This window comes from Streptococcus sp. HN38 (genome assembly GCF_028335765.1).
GTDB classification, from domain to species: Bacteria; Bacillota; Bacilli; order Lactobacillales; family Streptococcaceae; genus Streptococcus; species Streptococcus suis_P.
Genome location: NZ_CP116604.1, coordinates 1,953,163 through 1,976,832, shown reverse-complemented (window position 1 = coordinate 1,976,832; position 23,670 = coordinate 1,953,163). Strand labels below are relative to the sequence as shown.

The following is a 23,670-nucleotide window of genomic DNA, read 5'->3' as shown; positions in this document are numbered from 1 at the left end:
AATATGGAACAAGCAAAAATTGATCGCATCAATGAATTGGCTAAAAAGAAAAAAGCTGGTACCTTGACACCAGAGGAAAAAGTTGAACAGGCTCAGCTCAGGGAAGAATACATCGAGGGGTATCGTCGAGCAATCCGTCATCATATTGAGGGGATTAAGCTGGTTGATGAGGACGGCAATGATGTGACGCCAGAGAAACTCCGTCAAGTCCAACGTGAAAAAGGCTTGCATGGCCGTAGTTTGGATGATCCAAATTCCTAAGAGTAAAAATAAGCAAAGACTAGGTTTCCTAGTCTCAAAACGTAGACAAAATCCTAAAATATAAAAAAATGAAGAAGTTTGCGAAAAATAGCAAGTCATTAAACTCTTAGAAACATTGATATTTCGGCGTTTCTGAGAGTTTTTTTATTTTCAACCTAAAGAAAAAAGATTGAAGAAAATTGTCCAAAATGAACTTTTTCTTCAATCTGAGACTAGGTTTCCTAGTCTTTTTTTGTGCTTTTGAGAACATATATTTACTTGTTCATTCGATTCATAAATGATAAAATGTATATAGATAAATAGGCTCAGGAGGGCTTTGTCATGAAAAAACTACTCTATTTTCTCTTGTTTCTTACCTACATCGCATGTGCATACAGCACGATTTTCTTTCTGCCTTTTATGTACTTTTCTGGAATTGTTGGGGCAACAGGAGTTGGTCTGGGCCTAAGCTATTCCCTACATCAAGAAGTCAAAAAGTATCCTGAAAAACAATTGTCAGAGTATTTACCGTGGGGATCTAAGAGGGACAAGATTATGGTAGTAACCATTCTACTTTTCTCCATTTTGGTCAGTTTCATTTCAGATGTGAATTGGCATAGAGGCCTGGCAATCCTCTTAGGTATCAGCTATGTACTCCTTTGGCAAGCTATGCTTATTCAATTCCTACGAAAATATTATTTTAAAAACGCATGAGAGTTTCATGCGTTTTCTTTTCTAAATACTTTGTCCAGCTTTTAATTTTTTCATAAAGATGATGGAACTTGGAATCAGGACGATGATGCTTCCGATCCAGGCGGCGGGGTTAGCGGCGGCGGTCCCATAAAAACCGAAATACTGCATGCCGATGATGGCGACTGCTGCTCGGAAAATCAATTCTCCAAAGCCTGCTAGTGTTGGGATAAAGCCCTTGCCAAGTCCCTGAATAAAGCTACGAAGAATAAAGAGGGAAGCAACAATCCAGTAACAAGAGCCGTTAATGATGTAGTAAACAAGAGCCAAGTCCAGCACTGTTTGACTGGCATTTGGCAGAAAGAGACCAGAGAAGAAGCGATTGCTCAAGATGAGAATGACCGCAAATACAATGGCCCAAGCAATGCTGAGGAGTAAAGAGTGGCGCACTCCTTCTCGAATACGGTCATAGAGCTTGGCACCGTAGTTCTGAGCAGTAAAGGTTGCGATAGCCAAGCCCAGATTGACCATGGGCAGCATAGCCAACTGGTCAGTACGAAGGGCAATGGCCTGGGCGGCGATGGCGTCTGTTCCTAGTTGGTTAACCATAAACTGCAAGGTCATAGCTCCGATGGCGATAATACTGGCTTGAAATCCCATTGGAAAAGCAAGCTGGGCATGTTTCTTGAGATTACCTCTATCCAATTTTAAATCAGCTAGTCCGATATGATAGTGAGGTACCTTGTGGATAATGTAAAAAATAAGAAAGAGGACCGAACAGGCTTGAGCAAGGATAGTTGCAAAGCCAGCTCCGAAAACGCCCCAGTTCATAACTAAGATAAAGAAAAAATCCAGACCGATATTGATTAAACAAGCGATAACTAGAGCAAGTAGAGGTGTTTTAGAGTTTCCGAGACTGCGTAGGGCTGAGGACAGGAAATTATAAAAAATAGTAAAGGTCAATCCTCCAAACATGGCCGTTAGAAAGGCATGGGAGTGGTCGATGATACTCACAGGCGTTTGCATTAAGACCAAGATAGGTTTCAAAAATGCTAAGGCTGAGACTGTTAGTAAAAGGCTGATGAGGGAAGCGTAGAAGAGTCCGTGGACAAAAGATTTTTTAAGCCCCTCTAAGTCGCCAGCTCCAAAGCGTTGGGCAGAAATAATGGTTAATCCATTGGTAACACCTTGGGCAAAACCGATGATTAAAAAAATCAGGCTGGCAGTTGAGCCGACACTGGCAAAGGCATCCTTTCCCAAAGTATGCCCCACAATCATGGAATCAGCAAAATTATAGGCCAGTTGAAAAAAAGATCCAATCAATAAGGGAATAGCGAATTGTAAGATGACCGCAATCGGCTTTCCTTTGGTTAAATCATTCATAATCTCTCCTTTTGACAGATGATAAGCCCACTAGATAAATGATAGTCTAGTAGGCTTTCTAGGGATAAAATATTTCTCCTGAAAACGGAGTATAGGGCGTAAATTTGTTATTTATACTTCTTCGAAAATCAAAATCAGACGTTGTTGACTTGATTTGATGAGTGAAAGGCTCCAGTGGAGCCTTTCAGCCTGTTACCTTGAAACAAAATAGTAACAGGGTTCTATCTGCGTAAGTAGTAACGAACTACGTTCGCCCTATCTCCAACCTCCAAAGGTTCCCCAAACCTTTGGAGCTAGTCTGTTTTTGATTTTCATTGAGTATTAATTTGTCAGTTCTTCAAAATGATCGACAGTGTTATGGTCTGTTACTGCTAAGATGAGTTCGTCAGATTTGAAGACATAGTCAGGAGTTAGTTGGATGTTTAATTCCTGATTTTTGCCACTTCGGTAACCGATAATATTGAGTTTATAGTGTTGGCGGAGTTTTAATTCACCGAGTGTTTTGCCAATCCATTTTACTGGCGGGTGAAACTCAACAATGGAAACATTACCGTCAAGCTCAAAAAGGCTGGTTGTATCGCGGTGGAGTAATTGTTTTGCTAGGGAAATACCTGTTTCGCGTTCGGGAGAAATAACCTTGTCAGCACCAACACGGAGAAGGACTTCTTTCGCAGTTGTTCCTTTGACTTTAGCAATGACCATAGGAACGCCTAGGACCTTGCTATGCATAACAGCAAGGACACTGGATTCCAAGTTTTCGCCAGTAGCTACAACAACAGCATCGCAGTTACCGATTCCTGCTGCACGTAGGAGCGAGCGATCGGTGATGTCTCCGACAATACCGCGCGTGAGAATAGGCTCTAGATGATTGATACGTTGCTCATGATTATCAATAGCAATGATATTGCAATCGTAATTGTGTAATGTTTTTGCAATGGTAGTACCAAAAACTCCCAGACCGAGAATTCCGATAGTATAGTTTGGCATGATTTCTCCTTTTAAACAAGCATAGATGATTTTGCGTATTGAAGACTTTCGGTTTTAGATAATTTTCGAACAGAAAGGCTTGCGAGAATAGAAAGTGGACCGATACGGCCGAAGAACATGAGCGCCATAATGACTGCTTGACCGGCCATGGTTAGACTTGGTGTCTGATTGGCAGTAACACCTACAGTGGCTAGTGCTGACATGACCTCGAACATTAAAAATAGAAGTGGTTGTCGGTCATCTGTTAAGGCAAGTGCGAAGAGTCCTATGATAAACATAAGCAGGAAGACTGAGAATGTCGCAAAAGCTTTGCGGATGCTGAGGTTATCAATGGTTCGTCCCATAAAGTTGGTATGAGGGAGACCGAGAATCTCGCTACGAGCATAGAGCACTAAGGTTAGGAAGGCGGTTATTTTAATACCGCCGGCTGTTCCACCTGGGGCTCCGCCAAGCATCATCTGAAAGATATAGAGCAAGAGGGTGATTGGTTCAGCCTTCGTGTAGTCGATACTGGCAAAACCAGCGGTTCGCATGGTGACCGTCTGGAAAAAGCTGGCTAATAATTTATGACCAAATGATAGTTGCCCGATAGTAGAAGGGTTATTCCATTCAGTGAGTAAGGTTGTCAGAGTTCCGAGGGTTAGTATAGTAGCTGTTAGACCTAGAACAATCTTTGTATGGAACCCTAGTTTTCGTAGGCTACGTTTTTGCCCGATTTGTGTCTGAAGGTCAAACCAAACCGAGAATCCAAGACCTCCCATAATAATGAGACTGGCTAATGTTATGTTGATTAGAGGATTATCCACATAGCGCATGATGCTAGTTGCGCCAAAATTATCAAAACCAGCATTACAAAAGGCTGATATAGCTACGAAAATCGAGGTAAATAAACCTCTCGCCCATCCAAATTCAGGTACAAAATGAAAGGACAGTAAGAGGGCTCCAAAGGCTTCGACCGCCAAAGTAAAACCAAAAGCTGATTTGAGGAAGTTACGAAAATATTTTGTGTCAGATCGGTTTAGAGCCTCTTGTAAGGTCGCCATATTGATGAAATTCATTTTACGACCACCGCGTAAAGCGAAGAGACCGATGAATCCTATCAAGCTCAAACCACCAATTTGGATTAGCATCATACAGATAATCTGTCCAAAAGTAGAATAGGTTTCAGCAACGGCTTTGGTAAATAGCCCTGTCACACAAACCATGGAGACAGATGTGAAGAGATGATCCCAATAACTTGCTGTAGAGGTGCTAATTTGTGAGATGGGAAGACTTAGTAAAATTGATCCAGTCAGAATCACGAATAAGAAACTGATAATGATTCGCTGACTGGGAGAAAGTTTGATCCTAAATGGTGACATAATTCTACCTTTTCTCAAAAAAAATAAAAGATGAAGATATTGTAGCACAAAAGAAAGAAAATGTACGACTAAAACACGCAAAGAACCTGATTTTTTCTCTTCTTGAAAGCTTCATTGTTTTTTATTACCATGGATTTTATAAGTGGTGTTTACATGGGGTGGCTCATTTTATTTGTGACACCAGGATTATGGGGAAATTATTATGGGCAATGAAAAAGTAGTGCGGACTATAAAAAGAATCTCCTTAGTTGACCTAGGGAGATTTATTTCCATTCTGCTAAGACTTGTTGATGATAGTGACGTAAAGGTCCGACCTTTTGGAGGAGGTAGGTAGCAGCCAGTCCGACCAATAAGCCTGATAAAATTCCTGTAAAAGCGAGGATTGGTAGGTAGTTCAGTACATAGAAAGAACGGGCAATGGTAGCAAAAACAAGAAGCTGACCAAGATTGTGCAACATCCCACCCAGAATAGAAATTCCAATAGGACTGACACGGTTTGGACCGAGCTGCTTGGCAGAGAGCATTCCTACATAACTCAAAGTAGTTCCGGCAAAGCCATAGAGGAATGTGGAAAAGGTGCCTCCCAGAAAGGTTGAGATGAGCAAGCGTAGTGTGACAACCTTTAGGCTATCCTTTGTAGGGAGGGTAAAAATAGCAATTAAGCTAATCAAATTTCCCAGCCCTAGCTTGGCACCTGGAGCAAAAGCAAATGGGGGGGTGATGAGTCGTTCAATCAAAGAAATGACAACTGCCTGAGCTGCCAGCATTGTAATAAAGTTAAGTGTTTGACGTTTAGAATTCATGTGTGTAGAGAAAAACTCTTTCTAGTCGATTATCTATTTTACTATCATACTTGTTTTTGTTCTCTATGGCAAGTTTTGTTTGTTGTATATTACTAATTATTGAAATTTGCTTGTCAACTATCTTGGAATACGGTATAATGGAAACATGTCATTTGTTGTGAATTTCACAAGGAGGTAAAATTGTGACGAAAAATATTGTGATTGTCGGCGCAGGCTATGCAGGGATTGCTGCGGCACGACTATTAGGAAAAACTTTTAAGAAAAACGAAGATGTAACTGTTACCTTAATTGATAAAAATTCCTTCCACACCTATATGACAGAGTTACACGAAGTAGCAGCGGGACGTGTGGAAGCAAATGCGATTAAGTATGACCTTCAACGCATCTTTAAAAAATATCCTAAGGTCCAATTGGTAACGGATAAGGTCGTAGAGATTGATTATGATAAGAAACAAGTCGTAGCAGAGCACCAAACCCTGGATTTTGATTACCTGCTCCTTGCAATGGGAGGTGAAGCCAACGACTTTGGTGTCAAAGGTGTGAAGGAACATGGTTTTACCCTTTGGTCTATCGAGGCAGCCGAACGTTTGCATGATCACATGATTGATGCATGCTATCGTGCCATGCGTGAGCATGATGAAGCCAAACGTCGTGCCCTTCTGACCTTTACTGTTATCGGTGCTGGTTTCACAGGTATTGAAATGATCGGTGAGTTGATTGATTGGGTACCAATTTTGGCACGTGAGTTCAAGTTGGATCCAAAAGAATTCTCCCTCAAGGTCGTGGAAGCAACTCCAAACATCTTGGCGATGGTTACTGAAAAAGAGCAAGTCAAGGCGCGCAAATACCTTGAGAAAAAAGGCGTTGAATTAGTACTTGGCGATGGAGTTGCGAGTGTTCAAGAAGATAGCTTGACACTTTCATCAGGCCGTCAAATTCCAACCTACACGTCAATTTGGACGGTAGGTGTTCAAGCAAATTCTGATGCAAGTGAATTTGGTATTGAAAAAGCGCGTGCTGGACGTCTGGTAGCCAATGAGTTCATGGAAGCGAGAGGCAAGGAAAATGTCTATGTAGCAGGTGACTTGGTCTACTTTGAAGAATCAGAAGGAAAACCAACTCCACAAATTGTTCAAGCAGCTGAGCAAACAGGCCATACGGCAGCAAGCAATATTATTGCAGCCATCAAGGGTGGCGAAAAACACCGCTACAAAGGGAAATACGATGGCTTCATGGTCTCTATCGGTTCGCGTTATGGTGTTGCCTTCTTGATGGATAAATACCATATGTCAGGTTTCTTGGCCATGGCTGTCAAACACATGGTCAACTTACTTTATTTCTTTACCATTCGCAGTTTCTTCTATATGGGCTCCTATGTTCGCCATGAATTCTTCGATATTCAGAATAAGCGAAACATTTTTGGCGGTCATACTTCAGGAAAAGGAAATCTTCTCTGGTCTGTGCCAATGCGTGTTCTCTATGGTTCCGTATGGCTTTACGAAGGGATTAAGAAAGCCTTTGGTTTATTTGGAACAACATCATGGTTTGGGGATCAAGTTGTCTTCCCATTCCCTTGGTTAGCTGATCCAGTATCTGGTGCATCTGCTGCTGAGGCGGTTTCAAGTGCCTCACAAGCGGCAACTGCTACGGCAGAAGCAGCCGAACCAATCTTTGGTTTGAGTTATGCTTATGGTGAAGCTCCGATGGCAGTCCTTGATCAAATGCCTGACTGGTTCGCATCAATCATGGAATTTATGATGCCAAACCAAGAAGTGGCTCTCTTTATGCAGAAATTCATGACTCTTGCTGAAATTGGTATTGGTCTTGCCTTGATTGCTGGCGCATTTGTGTGGATTGTATCTGCAGCAACTGTTGCATTGGTCGTTATGTTTAGCTTGTCAGGTATGTTCTATTGGGTCAATATTTGGTTTATCCCAGCGGCAATTTCATTGATGAATGGTGCGGGTAGAGCCTTCGGTCTAGACTACTGGATCATGCCTTGGTTGGGTCGATTCCTGGATCAAAAGATTTATGGGAAGCCCAAGCATATTTACAGTTTAAAGGATAAAAAATAAAGGAAATTTAAAACATTAGTGGTACATCAAATTTGGAATGCTCATCCTGAAGTGAAACAGGGGCTTGAGGAGGTTAAGTCCATTATTCTATCTGAAATGATGGTCTTACATCCTGCCATTAAGTCCAAGGTTGTTGAATATGTAGAGGCGCCAGGGAAATACCTGCGTGCTGGCCTCTGTCTACTCTTTGCACAACTTACGGAAGGAGAGATAAGCCGTTCAAAGCTCTACTTTGCCGCTCATCTGGAGGTTTTGCATCTTGCTACTCTGATTCATGACGATGTGATTGATGGAGCAGATAAAAGACGAGGAGTTGTGGCGGCTCATCAACAATTTTCTAATCGAATTGCTATCTATACAGGGGACTATCTCCTGGCCTACTCTGGTCGCTTACTTGGAAAAGGTCTTCGTTTTCTAGATATTTCTCAAGATGATTTGAATTTGGGCAATGATAAGCTCATGGAAACCATTCTTCGAGGGGAATTATCACAGCTAATCAACCAATTTGATACCAATATGACGATGAAGTCTTATCTCAAGCAAATTCAGGGTAAAACAGCCTTTCTATTTGGACTTGCCTGCCAACTTGGGAGTTTTGTACCAGGCCAATCTAGGAAAGACAGTAGCATGGCTTTTCGGTCTGGGCAAGCACTTGGCATGGCCTTTCAGCTACGAGATGACTTAATTGACTATCAGCTGGATGTGGCAGAATCAGGAAAACCTAGATTGCAAGATATTCAAAACGGTATCTATACTGCACCGCTGCTTTTTGCCATGCGAGAAGACAAGTCTATCCAGCAGCAATTGCGGGCTTATATTCAATCTCCTACGGCAGAAGGGTTGGAAATCCTTACAGATAGGATTTTTGCAACGCATGCTATTGCCAAAACAGAGAAACTGATTGTTAGCTATTTGGAAAAAATGATGAATTTTGTAGATAGAATACCACAGTTATCGACTGCGTCTATGCAAAATTTGGTGGCAATAGTTTTTAGTCATTATTTTTAAAAAATAACTAGACATTTTCTCTAATTAGGTATATCATTATAAATATAAAACTATTTACTTTACAAAAGGAGTATTGTTATGAAAACAACTAAAGTTGTGTTGAAAAGTTTGGTAGTTCTTGGTGCGGTATTTGCACTTGCTGCTTGCGGTTCTAAACAAGAATCTACTTCAACTTCATCTTCAACTACAGAAACAGTAGTATTGAAAGATGGTACTTACAAAGCTGAGTCAGGCAAAGACGATTATGGCTACAAAATTGTTCACACATTGACTGTTAAAGACGGAAAAATCAGTGAGTCAAAATTTGATTACGAAGCTGAAGATGGAAGTCTTAAATCAGCAAATGAAGAGTACAACAAAAACATGAAAGATAAAGCTGGAGTTTCTGCTGGTGAAGCAATCGAACAACTTAATGCAGCTTTAGTGAAAGAACAAGACCTTTCAGCTGTTGAAGTTGTCTCAGGTGCAACACAGACTTCAGAAGACTTCAAGAAGAGTACAGAAGCCCTTCTTGCAGCAGCTGCTGAAGGAAAAACAGAAACTGTAAAACTTGACTAATTTAGTCGGTTCAGAAAGACACAGTCGCACTTGTTTGGCTACTGTGTCTTCTTATTTTTGGGGAAGGTAAAATCAGTGAAAAAAATTGCAAGTCTATTGTTCGTGGGCCTACTGATGGTTTTGCTTGTTGCCTGTGGTGCTAAACAAAACGAAAGTTTATCTGTTGTGAAAACTCCGTTGACTCGTAGTGAAAGCTTACTTCACACAGTAGTGCAATTGAGCATTTATCATGAAAATCAGGAAGAAGTGATGGATGAAGCTGTCTCCTATATCAAGGAGATGGAAAGTCTGTTGTCCACAAACTTGGAAGGGGCAGATGTCTACCGTATCAATCAGGCAGCAGGAAAAGAAGCTGTCAAGGTTGATGAACGTACCTTTGAAGTGATTAAAACAGCTATTGACATGAGTAAAGAAAGTCAGGGGCTATTTGACATTTCCATTGGAGCTGTGAGCAATCTGTGGAAAATTGGTGATGAGGATGCACGTAAGCCGAGTGATGAAGAAATCAAAGCTGCTCTGCCATTTATCAATTATAAAGACATTACTTTAGATAAGGAGAAGAAGACTGTCTTTATCAAAGAAGGAATGACGCTAGAATTAGGAGCCATTTCCAAAGGTTACATTGCAGATAAGGTTAGAGAATTGTTTGCCAGCAAAGGGATTACGACAGCCATCATCAATCTAGGTGGGAATGTAGTGGTTATGGGGGATTCGCCAACGACACAAAATGGTTGGAATGTTGGAGTTCAAGACCCAGACCAAGTGCGTGGATCAACGGTCGGTTCTGTGCCAGGGACACATGATTCGGTTGTTACCTCAGGTATTTATGAGCGCTACTTAGAGGTGGATGGTGTCAAATACCACCACATACTTGATCCCAAAACTGGCTATCCTGTGGAAAACGATATCTCAGGTGTGACAGTCTTTTCCAAAACATCTATCCAAGGAGATGCCTTCTCCACAACTCTCTTCTTACTAGGTGTGGAAAAAGGTCTTGACTTTATCAATCAGATTGACGGTGTAGAAGCTGTTTTCATCGATAAGGAGCAGGGCGTTCATCTGAGTGATGGTTTGAAAGAAAGCTTTGAATTAACGAATGAGGAGTATCATCTTGTCAATGAATACATCAACTAAAGGGCTCAGTCTGCCGGTATTTCTAGAATTTGTTGAACTAAAAACTAAAGTTGCCAGTGTATTTCCCATGACCCTGGGGATTTTATGGAGTCTGTATCGCTATCAAGCTTTCAATTGGCTCAATACTCTCCTCTTCATTATTGCCGTCCTTAGCTTTGATATGTGTACAACTGCCATCAACAATAGCATGGACTACCACAAGGCCAAGGATGAAACCTATCGTCAGGAAAGCAATGTGATTGGAAAATTCTCTCTAGATTTTCGGCAGATGCTTCGAATCGTCTTTGCTTTACTTATTTTTTCTCTACTGGTTTCATTACTCCTTGTATGGCGGACCAGTTGGCTCCTCCTACCGATGGGAGCTCTCTGTTTCCTCATTGGTATCTTCTATACCTTTGGACCTATTCCGCTTTCGAGAATGCCATTGGGTGAAGTTTTCTCTGGAGTAACCATGGGATTTGGCATCTTCTTTCTTGCTGTATTTATTCAGCAACCAGATTTGCTACTGACCAGCCAAGTGAGCGGTCAGTGGATGACTTTGCAATTCTCTTGGACAAGGATATTGGAAATCATTTTAATGTCTATTCCGTTAGTTACTTTGATTGCTAATATCATGTTGGCCAACAATACCTGTGATTTAGAGGAAGATATTCGCAACCATCGTTATACTCTGGTTTACTATATTGGCAAGAAAAATGCTCTTAAATTGTATTTTGTCTTGGCAAGTTTACCATGGTTGCTGTGGATAATCTACTGTCTGACTGGATTCTTACCAATCTGGGCACTGGCCGGTTTAATCGGTGTTTGGCCTGCTTATAAGAGTCTAGAAACATTTTTGAAAAAGCAAGTCAAACGGGAAACCTTTATCGAGGCAGTAAAGAGTTTTGTACTCTTTGCGCTGCTATATGTGGTGATACTTGCTTTAGCCCTTATTTTCTAAAAAGGAAAGACACAGTCGTTCATCAGGCTGTGTCTTCTTTCTTATAGTGGTAAAATGAGTTCTTCTTCATCAGTGCTTTCGCCACCGACGGATTTGATTTCAATCAAGAGATTATGGGGCAGGCAGACGGAGAGTTGACCCGGCTGGCTAATCCAGCTGGTCATAACGGCAATTTGGTCTGGGCTATTGTCTTCCTTGACACGAATGCGTTCGCCATCAACTTCAATGATATTGTATTGCCCTTTATTGGGATAGTAGGTCTTTTCTTGATGGGGTGTGTCCTTTGATAATTCAAATTGGTCGACCACCTCACCATTGATGCGGACATAGGCAATTGTTTTTGCCTCATTTGTATTTGTTGTCAGATGTGTATAGGTAAAAATTGCTGGAAGAAAGGATAAAACTAGGGTGAATCCGATTAAGATATAATCAAATAGTTTGAGTTGTTTGAGAATGGATTTGAATGTCATATACAATCTATTTTATAGAAAAAATCCTACTTTGTAAAATGTTGGATGCAGACTACTTTTTCAATTGTCTAAAGAAGAGTAGGATGGCTAATATTCCCCAAAATCCAGCATGGAGTGGCTGAATTTTCCCAGCGAAAAATACAATGGAGAAAGTTAGGGCAAAACCTGCAAAGAGAAACCAGAGCAGTGGTTTATGATAAAGATAGATAGCTTTTTGGAAAGCATTTGCTTCTGGGCTGCTAGTCTGCCAGTCACTATTCAAGATTGGAAGCATAGTGAACAGTAAGATAAAGATTGGTGGATTGTCCCCAGTAAGGTAGCTATGTATATACAGGCTACAAATTGCTGTATAGGAGAGAACAATCAAAGTGAATATAAGTTTCGGTTTGTTAACGTTCATCTGTTTTCTCCTTTTTGAAATACAATCGATAAAGAATAGCCAGAGCAAATCCAGCAGGAAGGATGAGGATATGTGGTTTGACATGTCCTAACCAAATGCCTATGCCGTAGGTCAGGGTTAAGGTAAACAGGGCAAAGACGGCTTGGATGATAAAGTAGTGTTTTTCTTCGGCTGTTTTATAGGATTTGATGATTTGAATGGTCGGTAGCATGAGCAAGAAGGAATCGCTAATCGGCTCATTGACCATGTAAGAGTAGATGAAGAAGGCAGAAAATAATCCATAAAATAGAACAAAAAATCGACAGGTTTGTTTGGGTGTAAAAGGTTTATTCATGATGGTAGCTCCTTATTTTTTCTTAGTAGTTTCTGCTTCCAGTTTATGCAGATAGGCAAAGGCAGACAGGGCAATGCTAGCAAAGAGGCCCATCAGACCACCGAAGAGGAGGGATTTTGTATGCAAGATTGAGGCCAGTAGGGGCAAGTTTAGGTTGAAGAGGTCAGCCAGTCCAGCAAAAACTGTCGAAAGCAAGGTGACTCCTAGTCCCCAAATTAGTGGATTGAGGGTCCGCCCCTGTCTTTCCTCAGGGCTAAGTTCATCCAAGTCATATTGGGGCAAGTCAGCATGGAGGGTCTGCATATTGACGATACCTAGCAAGATAAAGCTAAAGAGAGCAATGATCATTGGAAAATAGGTGGCAACCTCCACAGGATAGCGGATAGCTAGGAAGTAGGCGACAGCATTTCCAAGAGCAAGGAAGTAGAAGTGATAGATGAAAGCATGACCACCAATAGCGTCTGCCCTGGTCCGTCGGTACTCGTCTAAAGGACCACGGATACCATAGAAGTGCCGTATCATATTTTGGATCCACTTGGGTTCTTCTTTGGAAATAGCAGAGCTGACAGGTAGTTTTTCTGCCTTTTTCATGCGCTTGCGAAGCGTGATTTCGATAGCAATGCCCGTGAAAATACCTCCTAGACAGGCTGCAAGGAATTTTCGGAGGTCAAATAGGTGGTCGAAAGGATTGAGTCCCTCCATCCAGGCACCGAAAACAACCACCCAAATGTACATAACGGTTGTGAAATAGAGGGCGAATTTGAAACTTGCTCCCTTGAGTTGTTTCTGTTCCTTGGTAGTCAGTTCCTCTACATCTAAACTGTCCAGTTGACTGTGACGGAGTTTGAAAATCATGTAGCTACTGGTTGCTAGGTAGGATAGGAGCAGAGCAACGGGGTAGCCATAGGCAACGACTTCTGGGTAGCGTTTGGATAGAGCGAGTGCCAGTAGGGGAAGAGCCATGGTGCCCCAAAAGAGTAGGATAAAGCAAGTATTGCCCAGTCGGAAGGCTTCTTGTTTGCGATATTCATCCAAGGGACCTGCGATACCGTAAAATCGTTTGATTAATTTATCTTGAAAGGTTTCTTTTTTCATACGATACTCCTTTTACTTGCGACGAAAAATGAGTGGTAGGTAGGCTAGTCCTAAGAAGTAGATGGTCCCAGCAATCAGCAATTGTAGCCAAAATTTTGCTTGGCTGATGGTGTGCAAGATTTCTGCTCCGCTATTGCCCCAAAGCTGAAAGAGGACAAAGAGCGGGATAAAAATAAGGGTAGAGATAAGAGCTTGACGTATATTCTTTTTCATGGTTTTTCTTCCTTTTATTTGTTTGCGAGAATTTTCTTTTGTAACTGCTTCTTACAATAGTAGTAATGGATGAAGGTGATAGCTCCTGCAACAATTAACCGACCTAGTAGGAGGGTCGGGTCTGTTAGTTCTTCAAGAAATACAGACCATTCTTTATAGAAAGCAGGGGCAGTCGTGGAAGCCAGGAAGGCCCCGAAAAATATAGCACGACTATTCTTTAAAAGGGATTTATTGAGTTTGGCGACATCAATCTCATCCTCATAGCTTTGACTAATGCCATTTTTCAAGGCAAGGTGGGAAGCTAAGGCTTGCGTGAAACCAATGATCAGTATATTGGTTAGGGGGAGCAGAAAGCCAACTTTTTCAGGTTGTCGTAAGGCGATAAGAAGTGCAATTGTATTTCCTATTACCAGGATAGGAAAAACAATCATGACAATGGTGTTACTGAGGCGATAGCTTTCTTGCTGCCGCATTTCATCCATGGGTCCGCTGATAGAATAAAAATCCTTGGTTGCTTGATTGAGAATTTTTGTAAATATATCTTTCATGATAAACTCCTTATTCATTCCAAAAGAGACTATTAAGATCGGTCTGTAAAGCTTTGGCTAGGTTGATACAGAGGTCTAGTGAGGGGTTGTACTTGTTATTTTCAATCATATTGATGGTCTGCCTGGATACGCCGATGGCCTTGGCCAGATCCAGCTGGGAAATCCCTAGCAGTAGGCGGTAATCTTTGACACGGTTCATGGGTTCTCCTTTCGTGTAAAATATATGCGACACTCTATTGTAAAGAGAGAGGATAGACTAGCTATCCTTAGGCACGATGTCAATTATATGCGACAGTTGGTTGTAAAAAAATGTGGGAGACCTCCCTGTTGATGTCAACTATACTTGACATTTATCTATAATGTTATTATAGACCTATCCAAAGATGTTGTCAACTATATTTGACATATTTTTTGTAAAAAGTTTGCAACAACTTTTTGTATTGTTTTGTGGTACAATAGAAAAGATATGAGCAAGGAATTTAATCACACAACTGTTCTCTTGCATGAGACAGTCGATATGTTAGGCATCAAACCAAATGGAATTTATGTAGATGCAACGCTGGGGGGAGCAGGGCATAGTGAGTATCTGCTCAGTCAGTTGACGGATGGTGGGCATCTTTATGCCTTTGACCAGGATCAGACGGCCATTGACCATGCCCAAATCCGCTTGGCAGACTACATTGAAAAAGGACAAGTGACCTTTATCAAGGACAATTTTCGCAATCTCAAGACTCGCTTGGCGGAGCTAGGTGTAACAGAGATTGATGGGATTTGTTATGATTTAGGAGTATCTAGTCCACAGTTAGACGAACGAGAGCGAGGTTTTTCCTATAAGCAGGACGCACCATTGGACATGCGGATGAATCGAGATGGTCAGTTGACGGCATATGATGTGGTCAATAACTATGACTATCACGACTTGGTACGGATTTTCTTTAAATACGGTGAGGATAAATTTTCCAAGCAGATTGCTCGTAAGATTGAACAGGCGCGTGCGGTCAAGCCGATTGAAACAACGACTGAGTTGGCAGAGCTGATCAAATCTGCCAAGCCAGCCAAGGAACTTAAGAAGAAGGGGCATCCTGCTAAGCAGATTTTCCAAGCGATTCGGATTGAGGTCAACGATGAGTTGGGAGCAGCAGACGAATCTATCCAGCAGGCCATTGACTTATTGGCTTTGGATGGACGAATTTCTGTTATTACTTTCCATTCCTTAGAAGATCGTCTGACCAAACAACTCTTTAAGGAAGCAAGTACGATTGATGTTCCAAAAGGTTTGCCATTTATTCCAGACGACTTGAAGGCGCCACTTGAATTGGTCAATCGTAAGCCGATTTTGCCAAGTCAAGAGGAGCTAGAAGATAATAATCGTGCGCATTCAGCCAAACTGCGTGTAGCTAAGAAAGTACATAAATAGGAGAGAGTCTATGTTGCAAGAAAAACGTAGAGAAGCCACTATGCGGGTTATCGGTGATAAAATTAGAACCTTCACACGTGTAGAAAAAGCCTTCTATTCAAGCATCGTATTATCTGGATTAGCCCTTGCGATAGGAATTATCTTTATGCAAACGCGGCTTTTGCAACTTCAATCTGGCATGGCCAAAGTCAATCAAGATATTAGTCAAAAACAGATTGAAATTAACGATGCAAAGCAAGCTGTCAATGAATTGACACGTTCAGCTCGCTTGATGGAAATTGCTGAAAAAGCTGGATTAACTTTTAATAATGACAATATTGGAGTAGCCGAATAATGCCCAGAAGAAATAATAAACTCTTGCGGTATGTCTTGAAAAAACGATATGTTCCGTCAAAAAATCGTCGGAGAGTAGGTCAGCATTTACTTCTCTTGACGGTTTTCGTCTTTTTTATCTTTTTAATCAATTTTGCTTACATTATTGGAACGGATAGTCGTTCAGGTGTGTCTTTGTCAGAGCGAGCTGCTGCAGTACATCAGCAAGAAGTTACCATTCAGGCAAAACGCGGAACAATCTATGATCGCACTGGCGTACCAATCGCAGAAGATTCAACCACCTACACTATTTATGCGATTATTGATAAGGAATACGTGTCTGAATTTCAGGAAGTACTATATGTTGAATCGTCTCAGTTTCAAAAGGTTGCCGATATTTTTAATAAGTACCTTGGGATGGAGACGGATTATGTTAACAAGCAATTAAATCAGCCTGATTTAAAACAGGTCTATTTTGGTACGCTTGGTAAAAATATTTCCTATAGTACAATGTCGTCAATTCAAGAAGAGATGAAAGCAGCTGGTATTAAAGGGATTGCCTTTAATGCCAGTCCAGGACGAATGTATCCAAATGGAAATTTTGCTTCAATTTTCGTGGGGTTGGCTAACCCGGTTGAAAACAAGGATGGTAGTCATAGTTTACAGGGTGTGAGCGGTATGGAATACTACCTTAATGATATTTTGGCAGGTCAAGATGGTAAAGTACTTTATGAGAAAGATAGCCAGGGGCGGATTTTACCAGGTACTGAAAATGTAGAACAAGAAACTGTAAATGGTCAAGATGTTTATACGACTCTATCTGCTGATTTGCAACGTTCGCTAGAAACCAACATGGATATTTTCTTTGATAAGACAAAGGGGAAATACGCCAGTGCGACCTTGGTATCAGCCAAAACTGGGGAAATTTTAGCAACAACTCAACGACCAAGCTATGATGCGGATACAAAAGAAGGGTTAGCTGATAAAGATTTGCTCCAGTACTCCCTTCTGTATCAGGCCACTATGGAGCCAGGTTCGACCATTAAGGTCATGACCTTGGCATCAGCAATCGATAGCAATGTCTTTGATCCTAATCAGATGCTTGTCAATAATGGCTATACCATTGCGGATGCAACGGTTAACGACTGGACGGTCAATGGGGGAGAGTCTGCTGTTTCCCTCAATATGGCCCAGGCATTTGCCCTATCCAGTAACGTCGGGACGATCATGTTGGAACAAAAAATGGGCAATGAGAAATGGTTGGATTACCTAGCCAAGTTCCGTTTTGGCTATCCGACACGTTTTGGAATGGGGTCTGAAAGTGCAGGCCTCCTGCCGGGCGACAACATCGTAACCATTACCATGTCTTCATTCGGTCAGGGTATTTCAGCGACTCAGGTCCAGATGTTGCGGGCCTTCTCGGCTATTGGTAATGACGGAACCATGTTGCAACCCAAGTTCATCTCAGGCTTGTATGATCCAAATTCCGATTCGGTGCGTATTGCCAAACCTGAAGTGGTTGGCCATCCTGTATCTGAAAAAGCAGCTTCAGATACACGGGATTACATGATCACAGTTGGGACTGATCCAGTTTTTGGTACGCTCTATAACAAGTGGACTATGTCTCCTGTTATTCAGGTTAATGGTTATGATGTGGCAGTAAAATCAGGTACTGCCCAGATTGCCAAGGAAGATGGAACGGGTTACATTGATGGTCAATACTTTCAGTCAGTCGTAGCCATGGTTCCAGCTGAGGATCCAGAATTTATTATGTATGCAACCGTGAGAGAGCCAGAATCCTATACTGGAATGGAGTGGGAGGATATATTTAATCCAATACTGAAAGAGGCTATGTTATTGAAAGATAATTTAAACTTGGATAATGTTGCTCCTTCATTGCAGTTTGTGGAAAATGAAACAGAATTTAAGTTACCAGATGTTATTGGTCAAGGCCCAGGCACAACTGCTGAGGAATTGCGTCGTTATTTAATTCAGCCAGTTATTGTAGGGAATGGTTCCGAAATAAAGAAAGTATCTGTAGATGTCGGAACAAATCTTTCTTCAAACCAGCAAATTCTCTTGCTGACAGATTCAGTAGAAGATATGCCTGATTTATATGGTTTGACAAAAGAAAATATGGATATTCTTGCAGAATGGCTAGGTCTTGAAGTCACTTATGAAGGAGCAGGTTCGATGGTTGTTGAACAGAGTATTGAGTTTGGTACAAAAATCAGTAAACACAAAAAAATAACGATTACACTAGGAGAGTAAAATTAAAATGCAATTTTCACTATTATCGGGATTGGTTGCTTTTTTAGCAACGGTGATTCTGATACCACGCTTTATTACTTTTTATCAAGCCAAACGCATCGAAGGGCAACAGATGCACGAAGATGTAAAACAACATCAATTTAAGGCAGGTACCCCAACCATGGGAGGGACGGTTTTTCTAGTTGTTGCTATCTTGGTTACATTTATTTTTGCTGCTAGCCTTAACATGTTAACTGGTGGTGTTTTAGCTATTCTCTTCATCCTTGCACTCTATGGATTGGTCGGTTTTTTGGATGATTTCTTGAAAATATTCAAAAAAATCAATGAAGGTCTTAACCCTAAACAAAAATTAGCATTACAGATTTTAGGTGGACTTGTTTTCTACTTTGTCCATGTAAGAGCTGCTGGTGGTGGTGAACTCAATGTATTTGGTCAAATCATCAATCTCGGTATGCTTTATTTACCCTTTGTTCTTTTCTGGTTGGTTGGTTTCTCAAATGCAGTCAACTTGACGGATGGTATTGATGGCTTGGCTTCTATCTCAGTTGTTATCAGCCTTCTAGCTTACTCTGTCATCGCCTTCAATGAGCAAAAATTTGATATTCTTCTAGTTTGTGTGACCATGATTGGTGGATTGCTCGGTTTCTTTGTTTATAACCGTAAACCAGCGAAGATTTTCATGGGGGATGTGGGAAGCTTGGCTCTCGGTGGTATGTTGGCAACTATTTCAATTGCCCTCCGTCAGGAATGGACCCTCCTCCTTATCGGCCTGGTCTATGTCATTGAAACGTCCTCTGTTATGTTGCAAGTTTCATATTTTAAATACACCAAAAAACGCTTTGGAGAAGGTCGTCGTATCTTCCGTATGACTCCTTTTCATCACCATTTGGAGCTTGGAGGTTTGACCGGAAAAGCTGAAAAATGGAGCGAGTGGAAAGTTGACTTTTTCCTCTGGTCAGTCGGTCTCATCATGAGCTTGATTACCCTAGCTATTCTTTATCTATAAAATGTCAGAAACAGCAGAAATGCTGTTTTTTTACCTTGACAAATATGGTCGGGGGGGGGGTAAAATAGAGAGAGTATTAGTGGAGGATAAAAATGGAACAATTCAATCAAGAACAGTTATATGGAGTGGTTATTCAAACCATGACAGCTGCTAGTCAACTTCCTATGGTTAAAGTCAATCGGGAAGAATTTTTGAAGACTCGTTTTAAAGATAGTCCCTATCTAGATAAAATTATTGCGGATGGACCAACAGCGGTCTTCACTACAAAAGCTTTGCGTAAGGAAGCTGAAAAAATCATTAATGATATGACTACGAAAACATCTTTGATTTCTTTCGCAGCTGGTTTACCGGGGAATCCATTTACAGCGGTGGCGGCAGGTACTGCTGATATAGCTCAGTATTTTGGTTTTGCCTTGAATTTGTCGCAACAAATCGCTTATCTTTTTGGTGAAGATGAATTATTTGTTGGTGAAGCGAAGGAAATTTCAGAAGAGGTTCAAATCCGCATTATTGCCTACATTGGTGTCATGTTTGGAGCAGGTGGTTCAGCAGTTCTTCTCAATAAAGTATCCAAGACAGTCGGAGCTAATATCGGTAAAAAAGTAGCTATGCAGGCTTTGTAGGCTGGGCAAAAAGACCAATCTCGCTTCGCAGGGTTCGTGTCAACATCTCAGCGCAGTGGTTGATTGGCAGATTTGTTCGTGTTTTACACTCCAAATCTGTTCTAATCAACTGTGCGGGGGCGGGAAGACGAACTCTTTTTTTGACCAGTCGAGTTCTTTCCCGCTCCCATCCCTTGGTGAAAAAGGTAGCCGCAGTGATTGGTGTGAAAATTACCAAAAAGACTGTTGAAAAGACCATTGCCAATGCAGTTCCTATTTTGGGTGGTCTGATTTCAGGAGGTTTGACCTATTTTACCTTCCAGCCCATGGGAGGGATGTTGGCAGACACATTTGTGAAAAAAATAAATGGTGATTTTGATGGCGAATTAGAACTCACTGAGGCCTTTAAAGCAAGTTTGGAAGAAGAGAAGGAACTTGGAATTATTGAGGCAGAATTTACTGAAGCAAGCGAGAGTTGATTGAGGCTGGGCAAAAAGCCCAGGACCACTACTCAGAGTTCGTGTCAACATCTCAGCGCAGTGGTTGATTGGCAGATTTGTTCGTGTTTTGCACTCCAAATCTGGCCTAATCAACTGTGCGGGGGTGGGAAGACGAACTCTTTTTATCTTGGTCGAGTTCTTTCCCACTCCCTTTTGCTTGTCCACCTAAATCGTGCTATAATAGAGGGCAGTACAACTAAAGAGGGAACTATGAAATTTACAGATATGAAACTCAAGCCTTATATTCAGGAGGCTTTGAAAGAAATTAACTTTGTCCAGCCGACAGAAGTTCAGGAGAAATTGATTCCAGTTGTTTTGTCAGGGCGAGACTTGATAGGGGAATCAAAAACAGGCTCAGGGAAGACCCATACCTTCTTGATCCCTATTTTCCAAAAATTAAGTGAGGAATTGGACCAAGTTCAGGCTGTTATTACAGCCCCATCTCGTGAACTGGCTACTCAGATTTATCAAGCGGCACGCCAGTTGGCAAGTCATTCGGACATCGAAGTTCGTGTGACCAATTATGTTGGCGGTACGGATAAGAACCGTCAAATTGACAAGCTTCAAGCTAGTCAGCCTCACATTGTTGTTGGGACACCAGGGCGTATCTATGATTTGGTCAAATCAGGTGACCTTGCTATCCATAAAGCCAAAACCTTTGTGGTTGATGAGGCAGATATGACCTTGGACATGGGCTTTTTGGAAACAGTTGATAAGATTGCTGGCAGCCTGCCAAAAGACTTACAATTTATGGTCTTTTCAGCGACCATTCCGCAGAAACTCCAACCGTTTTTGAAAAAATACTTGTCCAATCCAGTCATGGAACAAATCAAGACCCATACGGTCATTTCAGATACCATTGAAAACTGGCTGATTTCAACCAAGGGGCGTGACCGTAATGCTCAAATCTTGGAAGTAACCAAGCTCATGCAACCTTACTTGGCCATGATTTTTGTCAATACAAAGACACGTGCAGATGAATTGCATAGCTATTTGACTGCGAATGGTCTTCGTGTCGCAAAGATTCATGGGGATATTCCTCCACGTGAGCGCAAGCGGATGATGAACCAAGTGAAGAACTTGGACTATCAGTACATTGTTGCAACGGATTTAGCAGCACGTGGGATTGATATTGAGGGCGTCAGTCATGTCATCAATGATGCAATTCCTCAAGACCTTTCCTTCTTTGTTCACCGTGTAGGGCGTACAGGTCGTAATGGTTTGTCGGGTATTGCCATTACCCTCTATCAGCCAAGTGATGATGCAGATATTCGAGAGTTAGAAAAGCTCAATATCAAATTCTTGCCAAAAGAAATGAAAAACGGGGAGTTTGTTGATACCTACGACCGTGATCGCCGTGCCAACCGTGAAAAATCGCGCGAAAAACTGGATTTGGAAATGATTGGCTTGGTCAAGAAGAAAAAGAAAAAAGTCAAACCAGGCTACAAGAAGAAAATTCAATGGGCTGTTGATGAAAAACGTCGCAAGACCAAGCGAGTTGAAGCGCGTGCAAAAGGTCGTGCAGAACGTAAAGCCAAGCGTCAAACCTTTTAAAGTAATCGAGGAAAAAGATGTTACAAAACATTCTAAGTTTTTATTTACAAGGATTGCTAATAGCTTCCTTGTTGATTATCACTTCTAGTCTGGTCTGGTTTATCTGGCGTGCGACAAAGGGTGTGGATAAAACCTTGCAAGAACGACAAGATTTCTTGTTTGATTTGTTGATGATTAATGTGATGACAATTCCCATTGCAGCCTTTGGAGTAGTGGGAATCTTATTAATGTTTAAAGCGTAGAAGGAAAAAGTATATGTACGATACAGTTGTAATTGGTGCGGGTCCTGCGGGGATGACTGCAGCTCTTTATGCAGGGCGTAGCAATTTAAAGGTAGCTCTTTTGGAACGTGGTATTTATGGTGGTCAGATGAACAATACCGCGGAAATTGAAAACTATCCAGGCTATGACCATATTTCAGGTCCAGCCTTGGCTGAAAAAATGTTTGAACCCTTGGAAAAATTCGGTGTGGACCATATTTTTGGCACCCTAGTCCGTATTGAAGAAGAAGGACAAATTAAGAAAGTGATTACTGAGGATGGTGTTTTGGAGACAAAGACAGTCGTTCTAGCCATGGGGGCAAAACATCGCTTGTTAGGTATTCCAGGTGAGGATACTTACAATAGTCGCGGCGTTTCCTATTGTGCGGTCTGTGACGGTGCCTTCTTCCGTGGTCAAAAACTCTTGGTAGTTGGCGGAGGTGATTCTGCGGTCGAAGAAGCCCTCTTCTTGACACAATTTGCGGAATCTGTGACCATTGTTCACCGCCGTGACCAACTTCGTGCTCAAAAAGTCATTCAAGACCGCGCTTTTGCCAATGAAAAAATCAACTTTATCTGGGATAGCGTAGTGGAAGAAATCAAGGGCGACGACTTACGTGTACAAAGCGTGGTTATCAAAAATGTGAAAACTGAAGAAGTCAGTGAACTTGATTTCGGTGGTGTCTTTATCTATGTTGGTTTGGATCCGATGACGGATTCGGTTGCCGATTTGGGTATTACGGATGAGTCTGGCTGGATTATTACAGATGAAAAGATGGCAACCAGCAAATCAGGTATTTACGCTATCGGTGATATTCGCCAAAATCAACTGCGCCAGATTGCGACTGCTGTGGGAAATGGTGCAGTTGCTGGTCAGGAAGTCTATAACTACATCACAGAACTAGCTGAATAGGGGAATACAATGTTTCATATTTACGACATTCAGAAAAATCCAGATGGAATTTCCTTTGAGAAAACCTTGGACTTGCAGGAAGAATTGCAGGCTCGAAATGGTGAAGTTCTAGGCTTGTCGCCTGTACAAGTAAGTGGAAATGTTCGCTTTGAGTCAGGTTTCTTTTTCTTGGATTATCAGATGACTTACGATATTACCTTGGCATCCAGTCGTTCTCTGCAACCTGTCCTGTTACATGAAGTTCAAGAGGTCAATGAACTCTTTGTTGCCAATGAAGCAGCTCTTAAAGAACAAGATTTGATTGATGAGGATATGGTACTGGTAGTAGAAGATGACCACATTGTCCTTGATGAGAGTGTAGCAGATAATATTTTACTGGCTATACCAATCAAAGTCTTGACACCTGAAGAAGAAGCTGGACAGGAACTGCCATCTGGTCAAGCTTGGGCTTTAATGACTGAGGAAGATTTTCAACAAAAAGCTCAAGAGAAAAAAGAGGCCAATAGTCCTTTTGCTCAATTGCAGGGCTTGTTTGATAGTGAAGAATAGTTTGGATAGTTAAATTATCTGAAAATTCTTGTCAACTTTCCCCATTC

27 protein-coding genes and 1 pseudogene are annotated in these 23,670 nt (G+C 41.5%); 17 read left to right on the top strand and 11 right to left on the bottom strand.

Annotated features, from left to right (window positions below):
- Positions 1–3: 3 nt before the first annotated feature.
- Positions 4–261: a DUF896 family protein gene (locus PHA78_RS09645; protein WP_002942632.1), complete on the top strand. Its 258-nt coding sequence runs from the start codon at positions 4–6 to the stop codon at positions 259–261.
- Between the two features lie 321 nt (positions 262–582).
- Entirely contained in the window at positions 583–954 is a 372-nt protein-coding gene (locus PHA78_RS09640) for a hypothetical protein (protein ID WP_248049361.1), read from the top strand.
- A gap of 21 nt (positions 955–975) precedes the next feature.
- On the opposite strand, the gene PHA78_RS09635 is transcribed toward PHA78_RS09640, so the two are convergent.
- The 4 genes from PHA78_RS09635 to PHA78_RS09620 form a co-directional block, all read right to left on the bottom strand.
- Positions 976–2,313, bottom strand: coding sequence for an MATE family efflux transporter (locus PHA78_RS09635; protein ID WP_272158091.1), 1,338 nt, complete (start codon positions 2,311–2,313; stop codon positions 976–978).
- Between the two features lie 321 nt (positions 2,314–2,634).
- Positions 2,635–3,300: a potassium channel family protein gene (locus PHA78_RS09630; protein WP_002942648.1), complete on the bottom strand. Its 666-nt coding sequence runs from the start codon at positions 3,298–3,300 to the stop codon at positions 2,635–2,637.
- 11 nt (positions 3,301–3,311) lie between these two features.
- A complete protein-coding gene (locus PHA78_RS09625) occupies positions 3,312–4,661 on the bottom strand; it encodes a TrkH family potassium uptake protein (RefSeq protein WP_029174444.1) in 1,350 nt (449 codons plus the stop codon).
- 263 nt (positions 4,662–4,924) lie between these two features.
- A complete protein-coding gene (locus PHA78_RS09620; RefSeq protein ID WP_002942655.1) occupies positions 4,925–5,464 on the bottom strand; it encodes a Gx transporter family protein in 540 nt (179 codons plus the stop codon).
- Positions 5,465–5,646: 182 nt separating this feature from the next.
- Here PHA78_RS09620 and PHA78_RS09615 point away from each other — a divergent pair, with 182 nt between their 5' ends.
- The 5 genes from PHA78_RS09615 (at position 5,647) to menA (ending at position 11,179) form a co-directional block, all read left to right on the top strand.
- Positions 5,647–7,539 (top strand): NAD(P)/FAD-dependent oxidoreductase, encoded by a 1,893-nt coding sequence (locus tag PHA78_RS09615; protein WP_272158090.1) that lies wholly within the window; start codon positions 5,647–5,649, stop codon positions 7,537–7,539.
- 18 nt (positions 7,540–7,557) lie between these two features.
- Positions 7,558–8,547 carry a polyprenyl synthetase family protein gene (locus tag PHA78_RS09610; RefSeq protein ID WP_272158089.1) on the top strand — a complete coding sequence of 330 codons (990 nt, stop codon included), beginning with the start codon at positions 7,558–7,560 and terminating at the stop codon, positions 8,545–8,547.
- 78 nt (positions 8,548–8,625) lie between these two features.
- Positions 8,626–9,105, top strand: coding sequence for an FMN-binding protein (locus PHA78_RS09605; protein ID WP_002942658.1), 480 nt, complete (start codon positions 8,626–8,628; stop codon positions 9,103–9,105).
- Positions 9,106–9,180: 75 nt separating this feature from the next.
- A complete protein-coding gene (locus tag PHA78_RS09600; RefSeq protein ID WP_272158088.1) occupies positions 9,181–10,239 on the top strand; it encodes an FAD:protein FMN transferase in 1,059 nt (352 codons plus the stop codon).
- Positions 10,223–11,179 carry a 1,4-dihydroxy-2-naphthoate polyprenyltransferase gene (gene menA / locus PHA78_RS09595; RefSeq protein ID WP_272158087.1) on the top strand — a complete coding sequence of 319 codons (957 nt, stop codon included), beginning with the start codon at positions 10,223–10,225 and terminating at the stop codon, positions 11,177–11,179. Before PHA78_RS09600 ends, menA begins: the two co-directional genes overlap by 17 nt.
- A gap of 41 nt (positions 11,180–11,220) precedes the next feature.
- Here menA and PHA78_RS09590 read toward each other — a convergent pair whose 3' ends face one another.
- From PHA78_RS09590 to PHA78_RS09560, 7 genes are read right to left on the bottom strand one after another with little or no spacing between them, the layout of a single operon-like run.
- Positions 11,221–11,649: a NusG domain II-containing protein gene (locus tag PHA78_RS09590; protein WP_105097130.1), complete on the bottom strand. Its 429-nt coding sequence runs from the start codon at positions 11,647–11,649 to the stop codon at positions 11,221–11,223.
- Between the two features lie 52 nt (positions 11,650–11,701).
- Positions 11,702–12,049 carry a hypothetical protein gene (locus PHA78_RS09585; protein ID WP_105097129.1) on the bottom strand — a complete coding sequence of 116 codons (348 nt, stop codon included), beginning with the start codon at positions 12,047–12,049 and terminating at the stop codon, positions 11,702–11,704.
- The gene (locus tag PHA78_RS09580) at positions 12,039–12,383 is read right to left on the bottom strand and encodes an MFS transporter (RefSeq protein ID WP_105097128.1); all 345 of its coding nucleotides are present in this window, start codon (positions 12,381–12,383) and stop codon (positions 12,039–12,041) included. The genes PHA78_RS09585 and PHA78_RS09580 overlap by 11 nt, the downstream gene beginning before the upstream one ends.
- Positions 12,384–12,395: 12 nt before the next feature.
- On the bottom strand, positions 12,396–13,478 hold the full coding sequence (locus tag PHA78_RS09575) for a DUF3278 domain-containing protein (RefSeq protein WP_105097127.1): 1,083 nt from the start codon (positions 13,476–13,478) through the stop codon (positions 12,396–12,398).
- A 12-nt stretch (positions 13,479–13,490) separates the two neighbouring features.
- Positions 13,491–13,691, bottom strand: a complete 201-nt coding sequence (locus PHA78_RS09570) for a hypothetical protein (RefSeq protein WP_105097126.1) — start codon at positions 13,689–13,691, stop codon at positions 13,491–13,493.
- A 14-nt stretch (positions 13,692–13,705) separates the two neighbouring features.
- Positions 13,706–14,239, bottom strand: a complete 534-nt coding sequence (locus PHA78_RS09565) for a DUF3278 domain-containing protein (protein ID WP_002942679.1) — start codon at positions 14,237–14,239, stop codon at positions 13,706–13,708.
- Positions 14,240–14,249: 10 nt separating this feature from the next.
- Positions 14,250–14,438, bottom strand: a complete 189-nt coding sequence (locus tag PHA78_RS09560; protein ID WP_002942681.1) for a helix-turn-helix transcriptional regulator — start codon at positions 14,436–14,438, stop codon at positions 14,250–14,252.
- A gap of 267 nt (positions 14,439–14,705) precedes the next feature.
- Between PHA78_RS09560 and rsmH the strand changes: the two genes are divergently transcribed.
- The 10 genes and pseudogenes from rsmH to PHA78_RS09510 all read left to right on the top strand — a co-directional run bounded on the left by rsmH (position 14,706) and on the right by PHA78_RS09510 (position 23,623).
- A complete protein-coding gene (gene rsmH / locus PHA78_RS09555) occupies positions 14,706–15,656 on the top strand; it encodes a 16S rRNA (cytosine(1402)-N(4))-methyltransferase RsmH (protein WP_024378523.1) in 951 nt (316 codons plus the stop codon).
- Between the two features lie 10 nt (positions 15,657–15,666).
- Positions 15,667–15,990, top strand: coding sequence for a cell division protein FtsL (gene ftsL / locus PHA78_RS09550; RefSeq protein ID WP_002937992.1), 324 nt, complete (start codon positions 15,667–15,669; stop codon positions 15,988–15,990).
- On the top strand, positions 15,990–18,239 hold the full coding sequence (pbp2x, locus tag PHA78_RS09545) for a penicillin-binding protein PBP2X (protein WP_099778181.1): 2,250 nt from the start codon (positions 15,990–15,992) through the stop codon (positions 18,237–18,239). The genes ftsL and pbp2x overlap by 1 nt, the downstream gene beginning before the upstream one ends.
- Positions 18,240–18,246: 7 nt before the next feature.
- A complete protein-coding gene (gene mraY / locus PHA78_RS09540; RefSeq protein ID WP_272158084.1) occupies positions 18,247–19,245 on the top strand; it encodes a phospho-N-acetylmuramoyl-pentapeptide-transferase in 999 nt (332 codons plus the stop codon).
- 92 nt (positions 19,246–19,337) lie between these two features.
- Positions 19,338–19,927: pseudogene (locus PHA78_RS09535) on the top strand (hypothetical protein); the annotation flags it as partial.
- 144 nt (positions 19,928–20,071) lie between these two features.
- Complete coding sequence (locus PHA78_RS09530) at positions 20,072–20,326, top strand: PTS lactose transporter subunit IIB (protein WP_226313349.1); 255 nt, start codon at positions 20,072–20,074, stop codon at positions 20,324–20,326.
- Positions 20,327–20,557: 231 nt separating this feature from the next.
- Positions 20,558–21,901 carry a DEAD/DEAH box helicase gene (locus PHA78_RS09525; protein WP_002936685.1) on the top strand — a complete coding sequence of 448 codons (1,344 nt, stop codon included), beginning with the start codon at positions 20,558–20,560 and terminating at the stop codon, positions 21,899–21,901.
- Positions 21,902–21,918: 17 nt separating this feature from the next.
- Positions 21,919–22,143 (top strand): DUF4059 family protein, encoded by a 225-nt coding sequence (locus PHA78_RS09520; protein ID WP_002936682.1) that lies wholly within the window; start codon positions 21,919–21,921, stop codon positions 22,141–22,143.
- Positions 22,144–22,156: 13 nt separating this feature from the next.
- Positions 22,157–23,074, top strand: a complete 918-nt coding sequence (trxB, locus tag PHA78_RS09515; protein ID WP_029176114.1) for a thioredoxin-disulfide reductase — start codon at positions 22,157–22,159, stop codon at positions 23,072–23,074.
- A 9-nt stretch (positions 23,075–23,083) separates the two neighbouring features.
- Positions 23,084–23,623, top strand: a complete 540-nt coding sequence (locus tag PHA78_RS09510; RefSeq protein WP_029176115.1) for a YceD family protein — start codon at positions 23,084–23,086, stop codon at positions 23,621–23,623.
- Positions 23,624–23,670: the final 47 nt, after the last annotated feature.